Here is a 20,618-nt window from a genome sequence, read left to right on the forward strand (position 1 = left end):
TCATTTATAATAGTTAATCAATTTTGATAAGCTCATTGTAAGCACTGTATAGACGTAAAGGTAAGCGCGAAATGTTACCAGTGTATGAGCTATGTGAGGAAAATCGTAGATTTGCTAATATGCAGGTAGAATAGGTAAATGAAAGGTTACAAAGGTAGTGAAGTCGAAAACGCCATTTATATATTAAGGCATTTTTGGATATCGACGCTCCCTAGTGTTGCTCCTCTCTACAGTAATTGCAAGTAATCGGAAAAAGCTGATCATAAAAAAACGTTGCTCATTTATAATAAGCAACGCTCTTATTTAATACCAGAACTAGACCGGCTAGATTATTTGTTGCGTAGCTTTATTAAGTGGCTTTATTACGTAGCGCAGTTAATAAGCGTTGATGAATACCTTCAAAACCGCCATTCGACATAATCACAATGGCGTCACCCGCTTTTGCATGCGTGTCGATATGCTCGATGATAGCATCGATACTAGAGAGCACCTGTTGGTTGCCCATGTTAGGATTTGCGCTATTGGCATTTTCAATGACTTCTTTTAAACCCCACTCCAGTCCTGTCGGCTCATACCATAAGGTATGATCGGCGAGAGCAGCAGACTCAGCCAAGCTGTCTTGATGGATACCCATTTTCATGGTGTTACTGCGTGGTTCAATAATCGCCCAAATTCGTCTGTTCGCCAGTTTCTTCTTGGCACCATCTAAAGTCGTAGTAATGGCTGTAGGATGATGAGCAAAATCATCAAAGACTAAGATATCATTGACATCGCCAATCAGCTCCATCCGACGTTTAATGCCCGCAAATGCTGATAACGCCGCGCACGCAGTTTTGACACTGACGCCGATGTTATAAGCTGCTGCGACAGCAACCAAGGCGTTATTCACATTATGCATGCCGCTCATCGACCAATCGACGACTCCTGTGGCTTCTTCATCAGCAATATTAGCCATAAAACTAACCGCAAATTGACCACCATCTTCGCTGATAAGTTCAGCTTGCCAATCGCTACTATCTTTTGAGTGCTCATCGATAGTATGGGTGGTATGTGGCGCTGAGCCCAGTACGGTGGTCCGCCAAACGGGTGTCCAAACCCCTTTCGCTAACGTCTCCTCTAAGCTGGCAGTCGCTGTAGGCATAATGATTTTGCCCGTACTTGGAATCATGCGCACCATATGATGGAATTGGGTCTGAATAGCCTCAAGATCCACAAAAATATCCGCATGATCAAATTCTAGGTTGTTTAAAATAGCCGTACGCGGACGGTAATGAACGAACTTTGAACGCTTATCAAAAAATGCAGAATCGTATTCATCCGCTTCGATAACGAAATAGCCAGTATTTACCGAATCGTCATTATCAATTTTGTCAGCACCCAAGTAACTGCTGTGAGCGAAGACGTGCTGTAAATGCTCATCAGTGGTATCAACCAGTGGCACACCGCCGATTAAAAACCCAGTGTCGATACCCGCATAGTGCAATATCCAAGCGAGCATAGTCGTCGTCGTGGTTTTACCGTGAGTACCGGCAACGGCTATCACATGACGCGATTGTAATACCTGCTCAGATAAAAACTGTGGTCCTGAGGTATAGCGTAGACCTGTGTCCAGCATATATTCGATGACATCCATACCGCGCTTCATGGCATTACCAACGACGACTAAATCTGGTGCTGGTTGTAAATGCTCTACCAGATAGCCTTGCTCAATGGTCACGCCCGCGTTTTCCAGTTGGGTGGACATCGGCGGATAAACGTTGGCATCTGAGCCCGTGACCGTATGCCCAAGCTCGCGCGCTAGCAATGCCAGCGAGCCCATAAAAGTACCACAAATACCAAGAATATGAATATGCATAGACGTTCCGTACGAGCTTAAATTAAAAGAATAAAAATGGAGCATTGTCCCAAAAGTTACCGATATTAACCGTGGTGTATTCTAGGATACGCTCAACCTAATGATCATCAGTCTTGGCTATAATTAAAATATTATAAATGGTGGCGATGTTAACCGTGCTTCATGTACCAAACGTACTATTGACGCTCGCTTGCCTTATCTCTACTTTATATTGCTTCGACCCTATATTCTGTCACAAAAACAGCATAGGTTCGCCAAATAGCAGCGTCGAAAACAAGCACTTATTGTAAAGTAAACACCGCATGATGACCAATAAAAAACGCCCAGTAAGTAGGCGTTATTAAAAGAATGGTTTGGCTCATTGAGCATCACTATATTCAGAGCATCTAAATGTTTATGCCGCTATTTTATTATTTACGCGACAGGGTATAGTCATTGTTAGGTTTTTTATGTTCATCCATTAAGACAAGATGATTGTCTTGAATATGATACGCTTCAATGTTTTTGTCTTCATAGACAATCGTAATCATATCATTGTCTTGACGATAAACACCCGGCTCAAACAGGGGTGCATTCGGCATTTCGGGGTTGTTATCTATACTGGTTTTTAGCACTGAACCATCAGCGAACAAATTCAATGTAATATCAGTGCTATCACAAGATTTACAGGGTACCATGCCACCATAATCGCCCATTAACGTGGCTTGTAACGTGCCATTACGCGGCTCTGAGCGTGTCAGCGATTGATGGGGATATGTACCGTTACTCGATTGGGCAGCCGCGATCAGCGATTGTCCTTCTGACACTTTATCTAGCTCACTACCCGCATTTAATAGATTGGTCTCTGACAAGTTCTCTGCGCTGGCTTGTGCGCTGTTCTCTTCTACATGATCGATAGGGGCGACCTTAGTCGTCATACCTTTATCGCCGCTAGACGAGGTACTATCACAGCCGATGAGCAGCACACAGAGGGGCAGCGCTAGCAAGCAACAACCACCGCGTTTGAGGATAGTTAGCGTGTTAGAACAAGTAGGCAAAAAATATATCATGGTCACACCAAAAAACAGTTTTTTAATAGTCATTCCAAATGATTATCGACACTATCGACAACTCAATACGTTGTCAAAAAGGAAAGATAATAGGAAGTATAAATGTTTAAATTAGAGTAGAAGACTACGAGACTACAAGTGCCATCTGAGGCTAGGCGGCGAGAAGAAGCTATCGGTAGCCTATCGCCAACCAGTCAATAGTGATGGATATTTAAAACGCTATTTTACCCATCAAAAGCAAATAAACTGTGTCAAGATATCAAAGGTTAAAGATATCTCTGTGGCCTTTTTGTTATGATAGGTTTAGCCATGAGCTAAGAATAATGGTTTAACATTGATAGATATGACGAACCAAAATTATCGGAGATATTTAATAGTGGCTCATTAAAGAACAGACGTCTAGTAATAAACACGCCTGTTCGTTTGGAAAAATGGATCTAGCAAAAACAAAGGATATAGCAAAAAGCAGCGTAGGGGCTAATTCGCTATCAAGCAAGACGGTTAGGGGCAACAGGTCGTAAAATGCGCCATAATATCAACCCGTGTACCACCAATAGCAGACTAAATAGAATCAAAGATTGTTCAGGAATGCTCAGACCCATAAATGTCCACTCAACAGAGGCACATTCGCCAGAACCTGCAAAAACTTCTTTAAATACTTGCAAAATCGGTAGCGTATCTAACCAATAATCCAGCCCTGGGCCACAAGAAGGTACTTGATCGGCAGGTAGATGCTGTAGCCAAACATGACGTCCAGCCACGGCAGTCGCCCAGCCGATACCTGCTAAGCTACCAAGCCATAATACCAGTCTAACTGCCTTAGATTTAGGGTTGAATAATGCCGCTATCAAAGCAAAACTGCCCATGATTATGAGGCCAATACGCTGAAAAATACACAGTGGGCAAGGCGAAAACCCCATATAGCGCTGTAAAAAAAACAGCGCAAAACTCATACCTATTACGGCTATTATCACCAAAAATATTTGCAAATTGCGGTAAGTGGTCAGCTTTAGCATCGGGCAGTTACTCTTATAAAATAGTCATCTATACACGTTAAGTGGCGGTCAGAACTCAGAACTCAGCAATCATAGCTTAGCGATATTGCTGTAAAAATTCCATAAAATCTTCAGTTTCGGCTTTTTCAATCTCAGCTTGCTGTAATATCGATTTTTCTGCCAACACTTCATATTTGGCTTGGGTGTTTGGGCTAAGCGTTTGCTGTAATAAAGACTCACGATGCTGCTGCGCCAAGGTAAAGCCAAGCTGCCATAAGCTGCCTAAACGTTGACTATCAGAGTTGACTTGTGCTGAAATGGTCGATTCAGAATGTCCTGCTTTGCCTTGCATTAACGCGACTGCTGCACGGTAGTCGTTGCCACCATAATGAGCATCAAGCAGTGCTGCCAATGGCTGCATACGCTCTAAATGCATCAGCATCCAGCTCTCAAGCAGTTGCTCTTCGCCGTTGTTTATAATGTGTAAGCCTTCGCGGCGACCTTCGTTTACCACGCGCTCAAGATTGATGGCTAGGGTCTCTTCTTCCTCAGGTAACAGATCAGGAGAGTCGCTCAGCAGACAGTACAGCGCCATGACCTCTAAGAAACAAGCGCTAGACAGACGAATACCGACATCGCTATAAGGGTCTAGATCGATTGCACGGAACTCAACATAGGCGATACCGCGGCGCTCTAATGCTTCGGTCGGTGTCTCGCCGCTCATCGCGATTTGTTTGGGACGAATAGGGCTATAGTATTCATTTTCTATTTGTAAAATATGATTGTTGATTTGGATAGGGTTGCCATCGGCATCATCTAAGCCAAGCTTGGCAAAGCTTTCGTGCGGAGTCTGAATCGCACGGCGCAGTCCATCGACATACTCTGGCAGATAGTTATAACGAATATCGAGCTGTTCTTGCACACTATTAGTATAACCAAGCTTGCCCATACGTAGGCTGGTGGCAGCAGGCTTATAGTAGGTTGAGTCGTTTAGTAGCTCTAAATCATGCTCGCGACCAGCTAAGAAACAAGGACAAACGCTAGGGCTAGCACCCAGTAAATACAGTACCAAACTGGTCAGACGCTTAAAGTTACGGATAAGCCCTAAGTACTTTTCGTTTTTAAATTCTGTCAGCGTTTGCGCTTGTGCAGCAGGTATTTCAGCTTGCCAAACTTCAAATAATCCGTCACCAAAAGACAAGTTATAATGTAAACCTGCAATCGTTTGCATGCGGCGACCATAGCGAATACCAAGCCCGCTACGGTATAGCGTCTTGAGCTTACCCGTATTAGAGCTGCCATAATTAGCCAGTGGGATGTCTTCATCATTCGATGACAGCATACAAGGCATAGACAGCGGCCACATCAACTCACCTTCAGGCATGGCTTGATAGACCAATACATGCAACTGACGCAGCATGTTTAGCGTCTCTTTTGGTGAGGTTTTAGGGTCAGTAATTAGCTCAAGTAGGCTTTCTGAATAATCAGTTGTGATAAACGGATGGGTGAGCTTTGAGCCAAGTTTGGCTGGATGCGGCGTCTGAGCCAAGTAACCATCGGGTCTTACGCGCAGCCCTTCTTTTTCGATACCGCGGAGCATGCCCGTTAAATGCTGGCTATCAAACCAATTAGGAATGTCAAAATTCACAAAGCTACTCGCAAAATTACTCATAATAGTCATCTATTGTTATTTATTATGGCGGCTCAAAACACGACTGGCGTTTGACCATAATGAAGGTAAATATTGGATTAAGAATGCCGTCAGTTTAGCTCAAAGCTGCCCTGAAAACCACGGACAATTACAAATACGATAAGCTTTACAGGCGCTCATTCCTCTTGATTTTAATAGGTATTTCAATAAAAAATTTTATGCACAGCGCGTTACTTTTTTCTAAAAAACGCATAAAACAAGAAGCATCTACCTACGAGATAGATGCTTCAAAAGTACGACGTTAAGCGGTTTATGATAGCGTTGACTAACGAGGAAGGTATCTTGATCAAAAGTCATGCGTCTCGCCAACTTAAATAGAGAAGGATGAGCCACAGCCACACGTGGTGGTGGCATTTGGATTGGTGACGATAAAGCGTGCGCCCTCTAACCCTTCAGTATAGTCAACGGTAGAGCCTTGTAAATACTGATAGCTTAGTGAATCGACGACCAAGGTTACATCGTCATTGTCAAAATTGGCATCGTCTTCATTCAGCTCATTGGCGAAGTTAAAGCCGTAAGAAAAACCTGAGCAGCCGCCGCCCGTCACATAGACACGCAACATCAGATCGCTGTCGCCTTCTTCTTCACGTAGACGTCGCACCTTTTGTGCAGCGCTATCGGTTAAGCTTAAAACAGTTGGGTCTACTGGCTGGCTGGCGCTTGGATTAAATTGGTTGGCTGATTCGTTCATATCTACCTCAGTTGCTAGGATCAAATGCGGTCGTCCAGTTAGGGTTTGCAATGAAATAGTTGCAAATAAAGATACGCACGGCGTTTGATTCAATTGGGTGCTGTTATTATAGCGCTGCTATTGGTATGACTAATGGTGCATTATAAATATGATATCTGTGTCATTACAACGATTTGGTTGATAACGGGCACTTATCTCATCGCAGTATATCATAATGGGGATATTGATTCGTTTGTCAAGAGTGACGCTACTGGCTGAAGGTGGCTGATTGATACTAGCGGTTATTATCCCCATAAACTCATGCTAAGAGAAAGACTTTTTGTGCGAATAAACACTTGGTTTTGAAATAGTTATTTAATCGTTTGCCTATGGGGCAAGCGTTTGAAATAATAGCCGCCAGTTAACATGCCAGATGTGTGTTTTTTATTGCCTTATATTTTATATTACTGTTGAGTTGAAGAGATTATATGATCGAATTTAAAGACGTTGGTGTTCGCCGTGATGGTCGTGAGTTGTTTGCAGGGGCAAGCTTCCAGCTACATCCGGGCCACAAAGTTGGCTTGACGGGCAACAACGGCACCGGCAAATCTACCTTATTTGCCTTATTGTTGACGCGAATGGGCAGAGGAGATACCGAGGTCACGCTTGATAGAGGTGAAGTCAGTATTCCTGATAGCTGGCATGTGGCACACATGGCTCAGGAAGTCGGCGCTACAACGCAGTCTGCGATTGATTATGTATTGAGCGGTGATGAGCAGTGGTATGAGATTAATGCTTCTTTGAATGATTTGAGTAGCGTCAGTGATGAGCAGATCGGGGTATTGCATCAGCAGTTTGATGAAATTGATGGCTATCGTACGCCGACTAAAGCGGCCCAAATTATGGCAGGTCTTGGTTTTAATACCAGCCAGCATGAATTACCCGTAGAAGGGTTTTCGGGTGGTTGGCGCATGCGTCTAAACCTTGCCAAAACTTTGATGAGCCGTGCGGACTTAATGTTACTCGATGAGCCGACCAACCATTTGGACTTGGATGCGATCCTTTGGCTTGAGACATGGATCAATGCTTTTATGGGTCTCGTGATCGTCATCTCGCATGACCAAGCATTCTTGGATGCGACTGTTGGTCATATTCTTCATGTAGAACAACAAAAAATCACGCTTTATACGGGTAACTATCAGCAATTTATTCGCACCCGTCATGAGCGTATGGCGCAGCAGCAGCAAGCCTTTGAGAAGCAAGAAGCGACCAAAGCACATTTGGATGACTTTATTCGTCGTTTCCGTGCTAAAGCCAGTAAAGCTAAGCAAGCACAAAGCCGTATCAAGCAGCTTGAGCGCATGGCTGAGCTGTCACCGATGATGGCGGACAACCCGTTCTCTTTCCGCTTTTATGAGCCAGCAAATATGAGCTCACCACTGATTGAGCTGACCAAAGCGGATATTGGCTATAGCGATACGCCACTTCTATATAATGCCAATGTGCAAGTAACGCCGGATACGCGTCTTGGCTTACTAGGTATGAATGGCGCAGGTAAATCAACATTGATTAAGGCATTGGTCGGTGAGCTTGGCGTATTAACAGGGACGTATCGTGTTTCGGATACCCTAAAATTAGGCTACTTTAACCAGCATCAAATGGATATCTTGGATGCCAAGGCAACACCGATAGAGATGTTGCGTCGTCTAGCTGGTAAAACCTCTGATGCGATGTTACGCTCGTTTTTAGGCAGCTTTGACTTCCGCGGTGAGCGTATCGATACGCCGAGTGAGCTATTCTCTGGTGGCGAGCGTGCGCGTTTGACGCTGGCATTGATTGTTTGGCAACGTCCGAACGTTCTGGTACTCGATGAACCGACCAACCATTTGGACTTACAAATGCGCCAAGCGTTGACCATCGCCTTGCAAGGATTTGAGGGGGCAGTGGTACTGGTTTCGCATGATCGTGAGTTGATTGCTAACGTCTGTGATGAGCTGTTTTTGGTACATGATGGTCAAATCGAGGAGTTCGATGGTGACATCAGCGACTACGGTAAGTGGCTGGCAGAAAAGCGTAAGCAAGAGAACTCATCAGATAAAAGTACCAGTAAGAAGAAAAGTAAAAAAGAGAGTAAGAAGTTCGTTTCACGTGAAACAGATAATGGTCAAGTGAGTAATAAAGCACCTGATAATTCATCAAAAATTAAAGCGACGACGCCTACGCTTAGTAAAGATGCGCAGCGCAAATTGGCGGCTGAACAACGCAAACTCACCGCGCCTATTCGCCGTGAGATAGAAGAGATAGAAAAGGCATTGGCTAAAATTGATGGACAGCTCGTGACCCTTGAAGAAAAACTGGCTGATACGGATTTGTACGAAGAAGGTCGCAAGTCTGACTTGCTGTTATTACTTAACGAGCAAACGGCATTGCAGCAGCAGCACAGTGACAATGAAGAAAAACTATTGCTTTTGATGACGACCTTAGAAGAAATGGAAGCGGGTTTTGAGTAGAGAGCTGTTCGCTATAGTAAATAACAGGTTTTGATTGTTTTTTAAGCTATTTTTACTTGATAAAGACAGTCACAAAAAAGGGAGAGCGCTGGCTCTCCCTTTTTTATTACGTTATTCCTTACGGTATTTACCATCACCATAAGACAGTATTTCCATTGTGGTCGTACATAACTGACAGTTTATTTGACCAGCAGCGGCTTTCGATAAATCCAAAATACGACCCCGAATGAAAGGGCCTCTATCGGTAATTTTTACGATTACACTCTGCTTTGTCTTCTTGTTGGTCACTTGTACCTTCGTACCAAACGGCAACGTGCGATGCGCAGCGGTCAAAGAGTTCATGTTGAAGATACTACCACTAGCGGTGCGTTTACCGTGGAACTGACTGCCGTAATAACTGGTGTTTCCAGCAAAAACGGTGGTACTCAGCAGTAGTGATAATGTGATAACCAAAGACTTGATTAAATAAGACATTTAATACCTTTAAGCAATTTATAAAATAGACAGATACACTTGCCTATGTTATTCATACTCCCTATGAGTATAAATAATATATCCATTTTACAACACATACTTTGTCATATTCTTACGGTTCTGTAAAAGAACTACTAAGGTCAAAACGCTCATTTATGCACGCTAGCTAGTGAATACCAGTGATCTGTATGTAATTGTTTTAAATAATAATTTACATTGTTAATGGTATTTTTGGCTTGACTCTCTATTTTTTCATTAGGGTGAGTGTTAAATTGATATGACGTCTGTGGTTATCAAAGAATAGTAATGCCAGAATCATAGAGAAACACATGACTACCGTGGCACAAGTGAATAACAATGTATTAGGGCGTGTTGAACATTCACAAATGGGCACTGCTGATAGCTAAAATTGTTCCAGCCAAGGCGCAAGTCGAAGATAATGTTAATACCTTAGCTAGAATTGCAACGTAGTATGGGGCAAATTTAGTATCAGCCCCGATATTAACAGAAGGGGACAGGACTCTTTTTTGCCGCTTCATTGTTAAAAAGAGACGCTTAGAATGACTAAACTTACTATTTTTAACGTCGAATCGCCTGAAAAATAGTCCCTGTCAGTGCCATGATCGAATGTTCAACACGCCCCAAGTGCTTCAAACAACCTAAACACTGCTGTTGTTCGGCACTATTACTGGTAATATTTGTATAACGGTATTGAATTTTTATATTACTATCATTATTAGATAGACTATCGTTACCACCTGTTATGTCGCAGTTGAATAAATTTCCATACCATATCGTTTAAAATGGGCATACCAGTATCATTAACATGCTTTTATGTTGAGGACAAAAACATGGCAGAGAAAAATTACTATGACATTTTAGGGGTCAAAAAAGACGCGTCAGCTGCAGATATTAAAAAAAGATACCGTAAGCTTGTGCGTCAATATCACCCTGATGTGAGCGATGATCCAGATGCAGACAATAAGATTGCTGAGATTAATAATGCTTACGAAACCATTAGAGATAAAGAAAAGCGTGCCGAATATGACGCCATGCTAGACAATCCCTTTGCTGGTCAAAGTGGTGGTTTTGGTGGTCAATATGCAAGTGGCGGGCAGGGCGGCTATCGCTGGGAAGATATCAAAGATCAGTTTGGTGAAGGCGAAGCTTATGGCGATGGTGGCTTCCGCTTCGATGACATCTTTTCGGCATTTGGTCGCGGTGCACGTGGTTCAGCTGGTGGACAATCGCAGCGTGGTGGTTTTGGCTCGCAAGATAGTAAAGGTCAAGATCAACATGCAGAGATTACGGTTGATTTGGCGTCCGTTTATAATGGCGACGACTACAGCATTAAGTTGAATGTCCCTATTCGTCAACCGAATGGCAGTGTCGAGTATGACAACAAAACGCTGAAAATTAAAATCCCTAAAGGCATTATTGATGGCAAGCAAATTCGCCTAGCAGGGCAAGGTGCCGCTGGTATTGGTGGCGGTAAAAACGGCGATTTATTTTTAAAAGTAAAAATCCGTCATGCAGACAATATCCGTATCGAAGGCGCTGATGTTTATCAAACCGTCAATATAGCGCCATGGGAAGCGGCGTTGGGTGAAAAAATCAACGTCAGTACGCCAGCTGGTACGCTTGCTGTGACTGTGCCTAAGAACAGCAAGTCTGGTAGCAATTTACGTCTAAAAGGTAAAGGTATCCCTGCTAAGCAAGCGGGTGATTTGTATCTAACCTTAAACATCGTGAACCCTGATATCAGCACTGAGGCTGCGACCCAAGCTTATGAGCAACTAAAACAAGCCTTTGCCGATATCAATATTAGTCGTTAATGGCCACCAAAAATTACTCACATTGAAACACTGTAATAGAGATGAAGACCATACGATAACGATGAAATAAAGAGCAAACGAGGATAATAGCTATGAAACACTCGCCTGAATTTACCGACATTATCATGAGCTTGGATGAGCTGGTATCTGCCTGTGGCCAAGAGCGCCAATGGGTCATCGAATTGATTGAAGAGGACATCATCGAATATGATGTGCCGGAACGTGAGCAGTTCACTGGTTATCAGCTGACGACAGTGCGCCGTGCCTCGCGCCTTAGCCGCGACTTTGAAGCCAGTGTTCCTGCGATTGGCTTGATACTTGAGCTATTGGATGAGCTCGAACAATTACGCCAATTTAAACGCCAATTAGACATGCAGACACCAGTGATTGAAATTGAAATCGATCATTTAAAATAACTTATTTCCCCTTTATTCAGTACATAAAAAATCAGCACAAAAAAAGGGTCTCTAAAATGAGACCCTTTTTTTGCAAATAATATATTTAGCGTTTAACGCGCATATTTTGGATCAGCGGCTGCGGTAAACAGTACATCCGTTGAGGAGTTCAACGCCGTTTCTGCCGAATCTTGTATCACACCAATGATAAAGCCAATCGCAACCACTTGCATGGCGATATCGTTTGGAATATTAAATAAGCTTGCTGCTAATGGTATAAGCAATAATGAACCACCAGCGACACCAGAGGCACCGCAGGCGCTAATGGTTGCAACCAAACTGAGTAGCAGTGCTGAGGCAAAGGTCACTTCAATACCGAGTGTATGCGCGGCTGCAAGCGTTAAGACGTTAATCGTAATCGCCGCGCCGGCCATATTAATGGTCGCACCCAGTGGAATCGTCACCGAATAAGTATCTTCGTGTAGACCCAGTTTGCGGGCAAGGTTCATATTGACCGGAATGTTGGCGGCCGAGCTACGCGTAAAGAATGCGGTAATCCCTGACTCACGCAAGCACTTGAATACTAGCGGATAAGGGTTTTTGCCCGTTTTGATCAGTACAATAATAGGATTGGCAATCAAAGCGATAAATAGCATACAACCGACCAGTACCATCAAGATACGCGCATAACCTGCCAAAGCCGCAAAGCCTGTCTCAGCGACGGTGTTGGCGACCAAACCCAAGATACCAAAAGGTGCTAGGGCAATGACCCACTTCACCACTTGGGAGATGGCATCAGAAAAATCACCGACCACAGTGCGTGTGGTATCACTGGCTTGGCGCAGTGCGAAACCGATGATAATTGCCCACGCTAAAATACCAATATAGTTGGCTTCAGCGATGGCATTAACAGGATTGGCGACCAGATTTAGTAGTAGATTGGTCAGTACTTCTTTGAGGTTGGCTGGTGGGACTTGCTCAATTGTGGCGTTGACCAATACCAGTTCTGTCGGGAATAAAAAGCTCGCGCCAACTGCCGTTAGTGCGGCTAAAAAAGTGCCAAACATATACATGATGAGCACAGGCTTGACGTAAACTTCATTACCGCTGCGATGTTGGCTAATGGCCGCCATGACCAACACAAATACCAGTATCGGTGCGACGGCTTTTAGTGCGCCCACGAATAAGGTACCCAATAATCCTAAGGCAATACCGATATCTGGTGCCAACCAACCTATCAATACTCCCGCTATCAAACCGATAATAATAAGTGGTACTAGACCAATGCGCTTATACATCGCAAAAAATGAATACATCCTTACCCCGACAATCTAATGAATAATAAAAGAGATCAAGCCATTTTATATTTTTTGCTTTACTAGTCTCATACTCGTATAAAGGTAAGATTCGTAAAACAGAATAAATTGGGTAAATTATAACCAAAAAAAGGGCCGTTAAGCCCTTTTTTTATTTTTATACCTATTAATTTAAGATGATTGGTTTGTTATGGTCATCTCAAGTGATATTAGCGCGCATATTTTGGATCAGCTGCAGCAGTAAATAATACGTCAGTTGACGAGTTCAAGGCGGTCTCTGCGGAGTCTTGCAGCACACTAATAATAAAGCCAATAGCCACCACTTGAAGCGCAATATCATCAGGAATGTTGAATAAACTGGCCGCCAAAGGAATGAGTAGTAATGAGCCACCAGCGACGCCAGAGGTGCCACCAGCACTAATCGTAGCGACTAGACTTAGCAGTAATGCTGAGCCAAAGGTAACTTCAATACCCAAAGTATGCGCCGCTGCAAGGGTTAACACATTAATAGTAATCGCTGCACCTGCCATATTAATAGTAGCGCCTAATGGCAGGGTGACTGAATAAGTATTTTCATGTAACCCTAATTTGCTGGCAAGGTTCATATTGATAGGAATGTTGGCAGCAGAGCTACGGGTAAAAAACGCAGTAATACCAGATTCACGTAAGCAGGTGAATACCAGTGGATAAGGGTTTTTACCCGTTTTGAAATATACGAGGAGAGGGTTAGTCACTAAAGCAATAAACAACATACAGCCTATCAGTACTAGCAAAATTCGTGCATAGCCCAATAGCGCAGCAAAGCCAGTATCAGCGACGGTATTGGCGACTAATCCCAAGATACCAAAAGGTGCTAGCGCGATGACCCATTTGACTACTTTTGAGATGGCATCTGCAATGTCATTGACAGTGCTGCGAGTCGTCTCGCCAGCTTGTCGTAGCGCAATACCCATAATAACGGCCCAAGCTAATATACCGATATAGTTAGCATTGGCTAGGGCAGCAACTGGATTGGCGACTAGACTGAGTAATAAATTGTTAAATACTTCCTTTAAGTTTGCTGGCGGTACTTGCTCGATGGTCGCATTCACTAACGTCAATTCGGTTGGGAATAAAAAGCTGGCACCAACAGCGACCAAAGCGGCTATAAAAGTGCCTATCAGATATAAAAACAGCACCGGTTTTACATAGACCTTATTACCGCTACGATGTTGACAGATAGCTGCCATCACTAAGAAAAATACCAGTATAGGGGCAACGGCTTTTAGGGCACCTACGAACAGAGTCCCCAAAATACCTAAGGCAATACCTACACTTGGCGCTAGCCATCCTATCAAAGTACCTAGTACTAAACCGATAACAATCAGCGTTACCAATCCGATTCGTTGGTACATCGCTATTAATGAATGCATTTTTACCCCTTTAGTCTATTTGGAAATAAATATTAGCTTAACAATCGTTAGCTTAACGACCGAAGGATGTTAGCATTTTTTGTGATAAGCGCCTACTGACTGATTTTATAAGGCAGTAGGCAATAACGTACTTATAAGCCTCTAAGAATTTTAAAAGTCGACATTTAAGCACAAAAAAACGCCATGACTGGCGTTTGATTTTGTAATAGAAGATTAAACTTTGAAATGGGTAAGCTCATAGCCGAGTTGCTGGTAATGCTTATATTTAGCGCGTCCTGCCTCAGTGCTGACATTATCAGGTTTGATAAGCTCTAAAATACGAGTTGGCAATGTATTGCTGGTAGCATTTATATAGTCATTAATGGGACGTATCGTAGTATTGAGTACGATCCCTTTAAAGTCGGCTGGCATATAGCTGGCAAGCAACACTGGTGCTAATAATTGATTATTAATATCAGTATGAACACCGTCAATATCGGCGCCTTCAGGATTAGAATCTAAAAGGCGTTGATGCGGTATAAAGCTCGTATCGTCTTGTGCCCAAAGGGCTTCATCAAGCGTCGACAGCAATGCATCGTTTTTTTCGATAAGAATCAATAACGACTGGCTGCTTTTATTGAGCGCCGTCTGGGTCAGCTGACAAATAAAGCCCAAGAAATCTTGGGCTTTATTCTCAGTTAATACATAAAAGCTAACTTTCATAAAGTGGTTTTCATTGAATGGTGATTCATCAATAGATTATGCCATATTTGCGCTATTTTTTAGGTATTGCATGAATAATGGCACTGGACGACCAGTCGCGGCTTTGTCTTGACCTGAAACCCATGCCGTACCAGCGATGTCTAAATGCGCCCATGCTTGACCTTCTTCGATGAAGCGCGATAAGAAACAGGCAGCAGTCACAGCGCCCGCACCTTTACCACCGATATTTTGAATATCAGCGATAGGCGAGTCAATCTGCGCTTGATATTCGTCATCCATCGGCATGTGCCAGATTAGGTCGCCCGATAAGTTACTGGCGTTTTCTAAGTCAAACAACACATCTTCGTCATTACTAAAGACTGCCGAGCGTACATGACCCAACGCAACCACACAAGCACCAGTCAAGGTTGCGACATCAATGATGGCTTTTGGCTGATAATACTTCTGCACGTAGCATAAGGTATCGCACAATACTAAACGACCTTCAGCATCGGTATTCAGGATTTCAACGGACTTACCGTTCATTGCTATGATGATATCGCCAGGGCGCGTTGCCTCTCCTGATGGCATATTTTCAGCACAAGCTAGGGCACCGACGACATTGATCGGTAGACGCGCTTCACATAATGCTTTTAGAGTACCAAGTACCGCAGCAGAACCGCCCATATCAAATTTCATCTCATCCATCGCCGCACCCGGCTTGATTGAGATACCACCTGAATCGAAGGTAACACCTTTACCGACTAAGACGATAGGGGCATCATCGTGTGCACTTTGGGCATTGTCTTCGCTATTCTGTTCAGCATTTTTAGCGGCTTTTTTGCTAGCAGCTTTGGTTGGTAATTTATCAGCCAACGCTTTTAGACCGCCAGCGACTTTTGCGCTGTTGGTGGTGGCTTTGCTAATATCGCTATCAGTATTGGCGCTAAAGTTAGACTTGCCGCGATACTCCATGAGTACCAGTTTGCCTTCTTTGGTAGAGCCTTGCGCGACCGATAAGAAGCAGTTCATACCCAGTGCTGACATCTCGTCTTCACCAAGTACCGTTACTTTTAAGAGGTCAGGATAAGTGGCTGCCAATTCTTGTGCTTGTTCTGCCATATATGCTGGGAAACAGATGTTACCCGGCTCATTGGCAACATCACGGGTCAAGCTTTGACCAGTAAAGACCGCTTGTGCAAAGTCTAACGAATCTTCTAAAGATGGCTCTGCCAATAAGTAGATATCCGTTAAAACAGGCGTTTGCTGCTCAGATTTGTACTTGTCAAAACGATAGCTTGCTGCCAGTAGGCTCAGCGCAAATTGGCTAAACTGGTTTTCTTCTAAGCTATCGCCCAGCACTACAGTGATAGAGTCGACGCGTTTTTGGGTGCTCTTATAAATGGTCTTAGCAATTTTTTCTAGAACGCTATGACGCAATTTATCAACATTACCCACACCGACCAATAATAGCTGTACTGGATTTTCTTTGGTGGTTTTCTTATCACCCGCTAGCGCATAGTCAGCGACGGTTTCGCAAGCTTTGCCGTTAAAGTGCGATACTTCAATCAATTGCTCAATACGGGTTTGATAATCGCTCAATACTGACTCAGCTAAGATATTTTTTTGATCATCGATTAAGACGACGAGGCAGGCCGCGTCTTTACTTTTCGCTTCTTTTTTGAGGATTTTTTGCGTATGGGTTTTTGGCAGTGTTTGGGTTAATTTAATATTCATATATTTATCCTTATTGGGGTTATGACATTATAGTTATGACGTTAACGCTATGAAAATGGCAGATTTTTTTAATTGCTGATACCTGTTAAATTATCAGATTGTTTGGCCAATCAAGCAATCGCAATAGTGTAGCATATTGCGAGGTGAGTGCGCAGTGAGCAAGGTTGTCATGGGTTCGAACCGCTTATTAGCTATTAACTAACTCATCGGTTGCTACTAAAGCGGCAAATCTATCTTGCAGTGCTGCCATGGCGGTAGCATGCATGGTATCAGCGCTGATTTTCTCTTTTTTATAGTCAGGCAGGTCGCGAGTGGCACAAGCATCATGGCAAACAAAACTGTCAAAGCCTAAATCAAAGGCGGCTCTCACGCTTGAGCTAACACACATATGACTCATAAAACCTGCAAAAATAATTTGCTGTTTTTGTGCAGCTGAAATAAGCGCTTGCAGCTGGGTATCATGAAACGCATTGGGATTTTTTTTGACGATGACGGTTTCGCCATCCTTTGGTTGTAATTCAGCGGTAATCTCGACGTTAGATGATAAAGGATCAAAAACATTGCCATTATCTGCGCCGTGATGGGCGATATGGAAGACAGGGACGTTCTGTTTACGAGCTTTATCTAGCAATAGACGCGCATTTGCAATGGCGTTCGTACCAGCTTGCCCCAATGGCATCGCCCCATCGACATATTCGTTTTGATAATCAATAAAAACCACGGCGCAATTTGACCAATCGAGCGTATCAAATTGACCGCCAGCAAGTTCAAGTAAAGTAGAAGGGGTAGAACCGAGTTTATTTGTCATTAATATTCTCCATTGGGCGAGCTAATTAGGAATTTTTAGTTTTCTCAGTTTAACAAGTAATTCTAATGGTGCGAGGGCAGTGATACGAATGACACACAAAGGTTTCCAAATGACATCAAGTAAAAAGGTCGTGCAAAGACTTAATAAAAAGGCTTCTTAGATAAGACAAACTAATGAGTTAAATGCTCGTTATCCTTTTCATAATCCTTTTCATATCTTATCTATTATTAGTGAGCCATACAGCGTTATAGCAAGATGGACGCAATGTTTGCAAACACATTTCACAGCCATTTTTGAGCAAAATATGCTAGGATTAGCGGTTATCTTTATCGCTAATTTTTACAGCATGTCGCTAACCCGTCTCGCAGATATTTTCATATTTTTTGCCGTTGCTTTTAAGGCTGTTTAAGTATCTGATTGAGCAGCACGGTCTTGTATTTCTATTGTCCAGTTATCGGTATCAGCTATTGTATTTAGAGCGGTCCATAATTGTCAGTGTTTGCCAATAAAGCTGCGATAAATCGTGCGACTATCAACCTTTTTAAAAGAGTGCCCATTGTGATATTACGCCGCTATATGACTCAACAAGTTGCCTCAACGACCGCATTGGTCTTGGGGTTTTTAGTGGTGATGATGCTGGGCGGTCGTTTGATCCGTTACTTTGGTATTGCCGCAGAAGGCAATTTAGATATCAGCTTGTTATTTACCATCATTGGTTATAATTTGCCCTACTTTTTAGAGCTTATCCTGCCATTAGCATTTTTTATCGCTCTCATGCTGGTATTCGGGCGGCTGTATGTCGATCAAGAAATGGCGGTGATTAATGCCAGTGGGGTGTCGCGTGGTAAACTTGCCCGTTTGATGACGCCTTTAATATTGGCATTGTTCGTTGGGGAAGCGGCTTTATCTATCGTTGGTAAACCGTGGGGCGTACGCTCATCGGAAAGTGTCTGGCAACAGCAAGCATTGACCAGCGCGTTTGATTTGATTCGTCCCAATGAATTTATTAGTAGTGGCAATTATCATTTGTATGTGGGCAGCTTGAGTGATGATAAAAAGCAATTGCAAGATGTGATATTGATTCAATCTGAGCCTGAAAAAAAGGGCAGTGCCGCTAAAAATAACACTGCCAAAGAGGCTGCCGTCGATGTTAAAAACACCATCGATCCCGAAACAGCTGAGCAATTAAATATTTCAGACATGCCAAATATGCCAACGGCGATTACTAATAATACCAACATCAGCAAAGATACTATTACGTTGGCTAAGCGTGCCGAGCAAGTAGACACAGGTAATAGCGGTGTGACCCAATTGGACTTGTTCCAAGGACGGCGTTATGAAGTCGGTGCTGGCAGTCTGAAATATAATCAAGTGGGCTTTGATCGTTACCGCATTACGTTGACAGAATCCTCAAAAGAAGTCATCAACGAAGATAATATCGAAACGCAAGCGATTGGACCATTATGGCAAGCCGCGACGGGTGGTACGGCAAGTAGTGGCAACTCGCTGCGTGTGGCACAAAGTGAGCTTGGCTATCGTCTAGCATTGCCGTGGTTGATGATCATTGCACCAATGCTCGCTGTACCACTGGCGCAAGTACGTCCGCGTCAAGGTCGCTGGTTACGCCTTTTCCCTTCTATTTTATTGTTTGTCAGCTGTGCGCTGGGTATTATTTCACTCAAAAACGCTGTGAGCAAAGGCAGCGTGAGCGTCTGGGCATATGCGTGGCTCATTTTAGGGTTTATGGCATTGGCACTTTATATGAATTGGGGTAGCCGTGTGCAGCATCGATTACGCTTTCGCAAACCGAAGAGCACGCCTTTAACGGTTGCCGATCATCAGAGCAGTGGCTCACAAGGAGGGCAGTCCTAATGAGTGTCTTATCTTCTAAATCTTCCAATCCTGACTCGCAAAACGCTCATGATAAGTACGCTCGCAAACCTGCCAAACTAAAAGTGCTGAGCCGTTACGTCAAGCTGAACGCTTTGCTCGCAATCGTCGGAGCTGTCATAGGCTTGTGGGCATTACAGCTGGTATTCTCTTATTTGTCTGAGCTGGATTCGTTAGATGATAGCTATACGATGGGCGAGGCGATTAAGTATATTTTTTATCGCTCGCCTTATTTTTTAGAGCAATTTATTCCCACTGGCGCATTGCTAGGTGCAGTGGTTGGCTTGGGCTTGCTTGCCAATAAAAGTGAGCTGGTCGTGATGCGCGCCGCTGGCGTCAGCGTTTATCGTATCGTCGGTTGGGTATTGCAGCCTGCTTTGATTTTTGTGTTGCTCGCATTGATTATCAATCAGTTCGTGCTGCCGCACTCTAATCAATTGGCAAAAGAAATCAACGATGAAGACAGCAGTTCATTGGTCACCTCGGTACGCGGTTATTGGACGTTGCAGCCACGCTTTGAGAGTACAAAAGACGGCAGTGCCAAGCCAGATGGTAGCGATATTTTGTATATCGATTATGCTGATGTGCAAGGTAATATCAGCGAAGTTAAACGCTGGCATTTAGACAATAATGGCAATCTGCAAACGGCCATTCACGCTGAGGGTGGTAAATATATTGGTCGTGAACCTGTTAATCCTGCCAGCAGCAAACCGAGCGAGCAATATCGCTATGAGTGGCAGCTGAACAACATGACCAAGCTGATGATTAATCAGGGCTTTGAGAGTAGCCAAGCCATCTCACCGTCAGATACTTTAAGCCTGCCCTTTGCCCCTGAATCGGTATATCTGCTTACCCGTAAAGCCGAAGATTTGTCATTGACTCAGTTGTATGAGCATCGTCAATTTATGCGTCAACAAGGCACGCGCTCGTTAAGTCATGAGCTGGCTTTCTGGCAAAAACTGCTCTCACCGCTATCAATTTTATCGCTGGTGATTGTTGCTTGCTCATTCGTCTTTGGCTCACTGCGTACACATAGCTTGGGCTTGCGTATCGTCGTGGCATTATTGTTTGGCTTGCTATTTAGTTATGTGCAAGACTTGGTTGGCTTTGTCTCATTGGCGACTGGATTTTCGCCGTTATTAATGGTGCTATTGCCTATTATCGCTAGTGCGATATTGGGTGGATATTTGCTTAAACGGCAGATGTAGCGAGATATCATTTGCCATAAAGAAGCCCGCTAAAACTATATGTTTTAGCGGGCTTTTATTTGTGTCATCTTC

The 20,618-nt window shown here is 43.6% G+C and carries 16 protein-coding genes; 5 read left to right on the plus strand and 11 right to left on the minus strand.

Annotated elements, in window-relative coordinates; genetic code table 11:
• Positions 1 to 349: 349 nt before the first annotated feature.
• The 5 genes from mpl to erpA all read right to left on the minus strand — a co-directional run bounded on the left by mpl (position 350) and on the right by erpA (position 6,301).
• Positions 350 to 1,855 (minus strand): UDP-N-acetylmuramate:L-alanyl-gamma-D-glutamyl-meso-diaminopimelate ligase, encoded by a 1,506-nt coding sequence (gene mpl / locus INT03_RS07035; protein WP_193008384.1) that lies wholly within the window; start codon positions 1,853 to 1,855, stop codon positions 350 to 352.
• Between the two features lie 410 nt (positions 1,856 to 2,265).
• Positions 2,266 to 2,904, minus strand: a complete 639-nt coding sequence (locus tag INT03_RS07040) for a copper resistance protein NlpE N-terminal domain-containing protein (protein ID WP_193008385.1) — start codon at positions 2,902 to 2,904, stop codon at positions 2,266 to 2,268.
• A gap of 488 nt (positions 2,905 to 3,392) precedes the next feature.
• Positions 3,393 to 3,920 (minus strand): disulfide bond formation protein B, encoded by a 528-nt coding sequence (locus INT03_RS07045; protein ID WP_087814904.1) that lies wholly within the window; start codon positions 3,918 to 3,920, stop codon positions 3,393 to 3,395.
• A 76-nt stretch (positions 3,921 to 3,996) separates the two neighbouring features.
• Positions 3,997 to 5,571: a glutamate--cysteine ligase gene (gene gshA / locus INT03_RS07050; RefSeq protein WP_193008386.1), complete on the minus strand. Its 1,575-nt coding sequence runs from the start codon at positions 5,569 to 5,571 to the stop codon at positions 3,997 to 3,999.
• Between the two features lie 349 nt (positions 5,572 to 5,920).
• The gene (erpA, locus tag INT03_RS07055; RefSeq protein WP_045443732.1) at positions 5,921 to 6,301 is read right to left on the minus strand and encodes an iron-sulfur cluster insertion protein ErpA; all 381 of its coding nucleotides are present in this window, start codon (positions 6,299 to 6,301) and stop codon (positions 5,921 to 5,923) included.
• A 467-nt stretch (positions 6,302 to 6,768) separates the two neighbouring features.
• On the opposite strand from erpA, the gene INT03_RS07060 reads away from it, so the two are divergent.
• Positions 6,769 to 8,790, plus strand: a complete 2,022-nt coding sequence (locus tag INT03_RS07060) for an ABC-F family ATP-binding cassette domain-containing protein (protein ID WP_193008387.1) — start codon at positions 6,769 to 6,771, stop codon at positions 8,788 to 8,790.
• Positions 8,791 to 8,901: 111 nt separating this feature from the next.
• Here INT03_RS07060 and INT03_RS07065 read toward each other — a convergent pair whose 3' ends face one another.
• Positions 8,902 to 9,264: a septal ring lytic transglycosylase RlpA family protein gene (locus INT03_RS07065; protein WP_045442968.1), complete on the minus strand. Its 363-nt coding sequence runs from the start codon at positions 9,262 to 9,264 to the stop codon at positions 8,902 to 8,904.
• Between the two features lie 851 nt (positions 9,265 to 10,115).
• On the opposite strand from INT03_RS07065, the gene INT03_RS07070 reads away from it, so the two are divergent.
• Positions 10,116 to 11,099: a DnaJ C-terminal domain-containing protein gene (locus tag INT03_RS07070; RefSeq protein WP_193008388.1), complete on the plus strand. Its 984-nt coding sequence runs from the start codon at positions 10,116 to 10,118 to the stop codon at positions 11,097 to 11,099.
• A 92-nt stretch (positions 11,100 to 11,191) separates the two neighbouring features.
• Entirely contained in the window at positions 11,192 to 11,515 is a 324-nt protein-coding gene (locus INT03_RS07075) for a chaperone modulator CbpM (RefSeq protein ID WP_045442974.1), read from the plus strand.
• A 92-nt stretch (positions 11,516 to 11,607) separates the two neighbouring features.
• Here the strand turns inward: INT03_RS07075 and sstT (INT03_RS07080) are convergent, their stop codons facing one another.
• From sstT (INT03_RS07080) to INT03_RS07100, 5 genes are all read right to left on the minus strand, one after another.
• Entirely contained in the window at positions 11,608 to 12,810 is a 1,203-nt protein-coding gene (sstT, locus tag INT03_RS07080; protein ID WP_193008389.1) for a serine/threonine transporter SstT, read from the minus strand.
• Positions 12,811 to 13,019: 209 nt separating this feature from the next.
• Positions 13,020 to 14,222: a serine/threonine transporter SstT gene (gene sstT / locus INT03_RS07085; RefSeq protein WP_193008390.1), complete on the minus strand. Its 1,203-nt coding sequence runs from the start codon at positions 14,220 to 14,222 to the stop codon at positions 13,020 to 13,022.
• Positions 14,223 to 14,435: 213 nt separating this feature from the next.
• Positions 14,436 to 14,924 (minus strand): DNA polymerase III subunit chi, encoded by a 489-nt coding sequence (locus INT03_RS07090; protein WP_193008391.1) that lies wholly within the window; start codon positions 14,922 to 14,924, stop codon positions 14,436 to 14,438.
• Between the two features lie 36 nt (positions 14,925 to 14,960).
• On the minus strand, positions 14,961 to 16,640 hold the full coding sequence (locus INT03_RS07095; protein WP_193008392.1) for a leucyl aminopeptidase: 1,680 nt from the start codon (positions 16,638 to 16,640) through the stop codon (positions 14,961 to 14,963).
• A 187-nt stretch (positions 16,641 to 16,827) separates the two neighbouring features.
• Positions 16,828 to 17,448, minus strand: a complete 621-nt coding sequence (locus tag INT03_RS07100; protein WP_193008393.1) for a cysteine hydrolase family protein — start codon at positions 17,446 to 17,448, stop codon at positions 16,828 to 16,830.
• Between the two features lie 576 nt (positions 17,449 to 18,024).
• Here INT03_RS07100 and INT03_RS07105 point away from each other — a divergent pair.
• Together INT03_RS07105 and lptG are read left to right on the plus strand one after the other, a co-directional pair.
• Complete coding sequence (locus tag INT03_RS07105; RefSeq protein WP_193008394.1) at positions 18,025 to 19,320, plus strand: LPS export ABC transporter permease LptF; 1,296 nt, start codon at positions 18,025 to 18,027, stop codon at positions 19,318 to 19,320.
• The gene (gene lptG / locus INT03_RS07110; protein WP_193008395.1) at positions 19,320 to 20,546 is read left to right on the plus strand and encodes an LPS export ABC transporter permease LptG; all 1,227 of its coding nucleotides are present in this window, start codon (positions 19,320 to 19,322) and stop codon (positions 20,544 to 20,546) included. Before INT03_RS07105 ends, lptG begins: the two co-directional genes overlap by 1 nt.
• The last annotated feature ends 72 nt before the right edge of the window (positions 20,547 to 20,618 follow it).

The organism is Psychrobacter sp. PG1 (assembly GCF_014897815.1).
Lineage (GTDB): Bacteria > Pseudomonadota > Gammaproteobacteria > Pseudomonadales > Moraxellaceae > Psychrobacter.

What these genes read in the sequence shown, in the direction of transcription:
- INT03_RS07095 (WP_193008392.1), bottom strand. Translation starts at nt 16,640, where the DNA reads ATGAATATTAAATTAACCCAAACACTGCCAAAAACCCATACGCAAAAA.
- sstT (WP_193008390.1), bottom strand. Translation starts at nt 14,222, where the DNA reads ATGCATTCATTAATAGCGATGTACCAACGAATCGGATTGGTAACGCTG.
- INT03_RS07105 (WP_193008394.1), top strand. Translation starts at nt 18,025, where the DNA reads ATGACTCAACAAGTTGCCTCAACGACCGCATTGGTCTTGGGGTTTTTA.
- INT03_RS07090 (WP_193008391.1), bottom strand. Translation starts at nt 14,924, where the DNA reads ATGAAAGTTAGCTTTTATGTATTAACTGAGAATAAAGCCCAAGATTTC.
- INT03_RS07075 (WP_045442974.1), top strand. Translation starts at nt 11,192, where the DNA reads ATGAAACACTCGCCTGAATTTACCGACATTATCATGAGCTTGGATGAG.
- lptG (WP_193008395.1), top strand. Translation starts at nt 19,320, where the DNA reads ATGAGTGTCTTATCTTCTAAATCTTCCAATCCTGACTCGCAAAACGCT.
- sstT (WP_193008389.1), bottom strand. Translation starts at nt 12,810, where the DNA reads ATGTATTCATTTTTTGCGATGTATAAGCGCATTGGTCTAGTACCACTT.
- INT03_RS07040 (WP_193008385.1), bottom strand. Translation starts at nt 2,904, where the DNA reads ATGATATATTTTTTGCCTACTTGTTCTAACACGCTAACTATCCTCAAA.
- INT03_RS07065 (WP_045442968.1), bottom strand. Translation starts at nt 9,264, where the DNA reads ATGTCTTATTTAATCAAGTCTTTGGTTATCACATTATCACTACTGCTG.
- INT03_RS07060 (WP_193008387.1), top strand. Translation starts at nt 6,769, where the DNA reads ATGATCGAATTTAAAGACGTTGGTGTTCGCCGTGATGGTCGTGAGTTG.
- mpl (WP_193008384.1), bottom strand. Translation starts at nt 1,855, where the DNA reads ATGCATATTCATATTCTTGGTATTTGTGGTACTTTTATGGGCTCGCTG.
- INT03_RS07045 (WP_087814904.1), bottom strand. Translation starts at nt 3,920, where the DNA reads ATGCTAAAGCTGACCACTTACCGCAATTTGCAAATATTTTTGGTGATA.
- gshA (WP_193008386.1), bottom strand. Translation starts at nt 5,571, where the DNA reads ATGAGTAATTTTGCGAGTAGCTTTGTGAATTTTGACATTCCTAATTGG.
- INT03_RS07070 (WP_193008388.1), top strand. Translation starts at nt 10,116, where the DNA reads ATGGCAGAGAAAAATTACTATGACATTTTAGGGGTCAAAAAAGACGCG.
- erpA (WP_045443732.1), bottom strand. Translation starts at nt 6,301, where the DNA reads ATGAACGAATCAGCCAACCAATTTAATCCAAGCGCCAGCCAGCCAGTA.
- INT03_RS07100 (WP_193008393.1), bottom strand. Translation starts at nt 17,448, where the DNA reads ATGACAAATAAACTCGGTTCTACCCCTTCTACTTTACTTGAACTTGCT.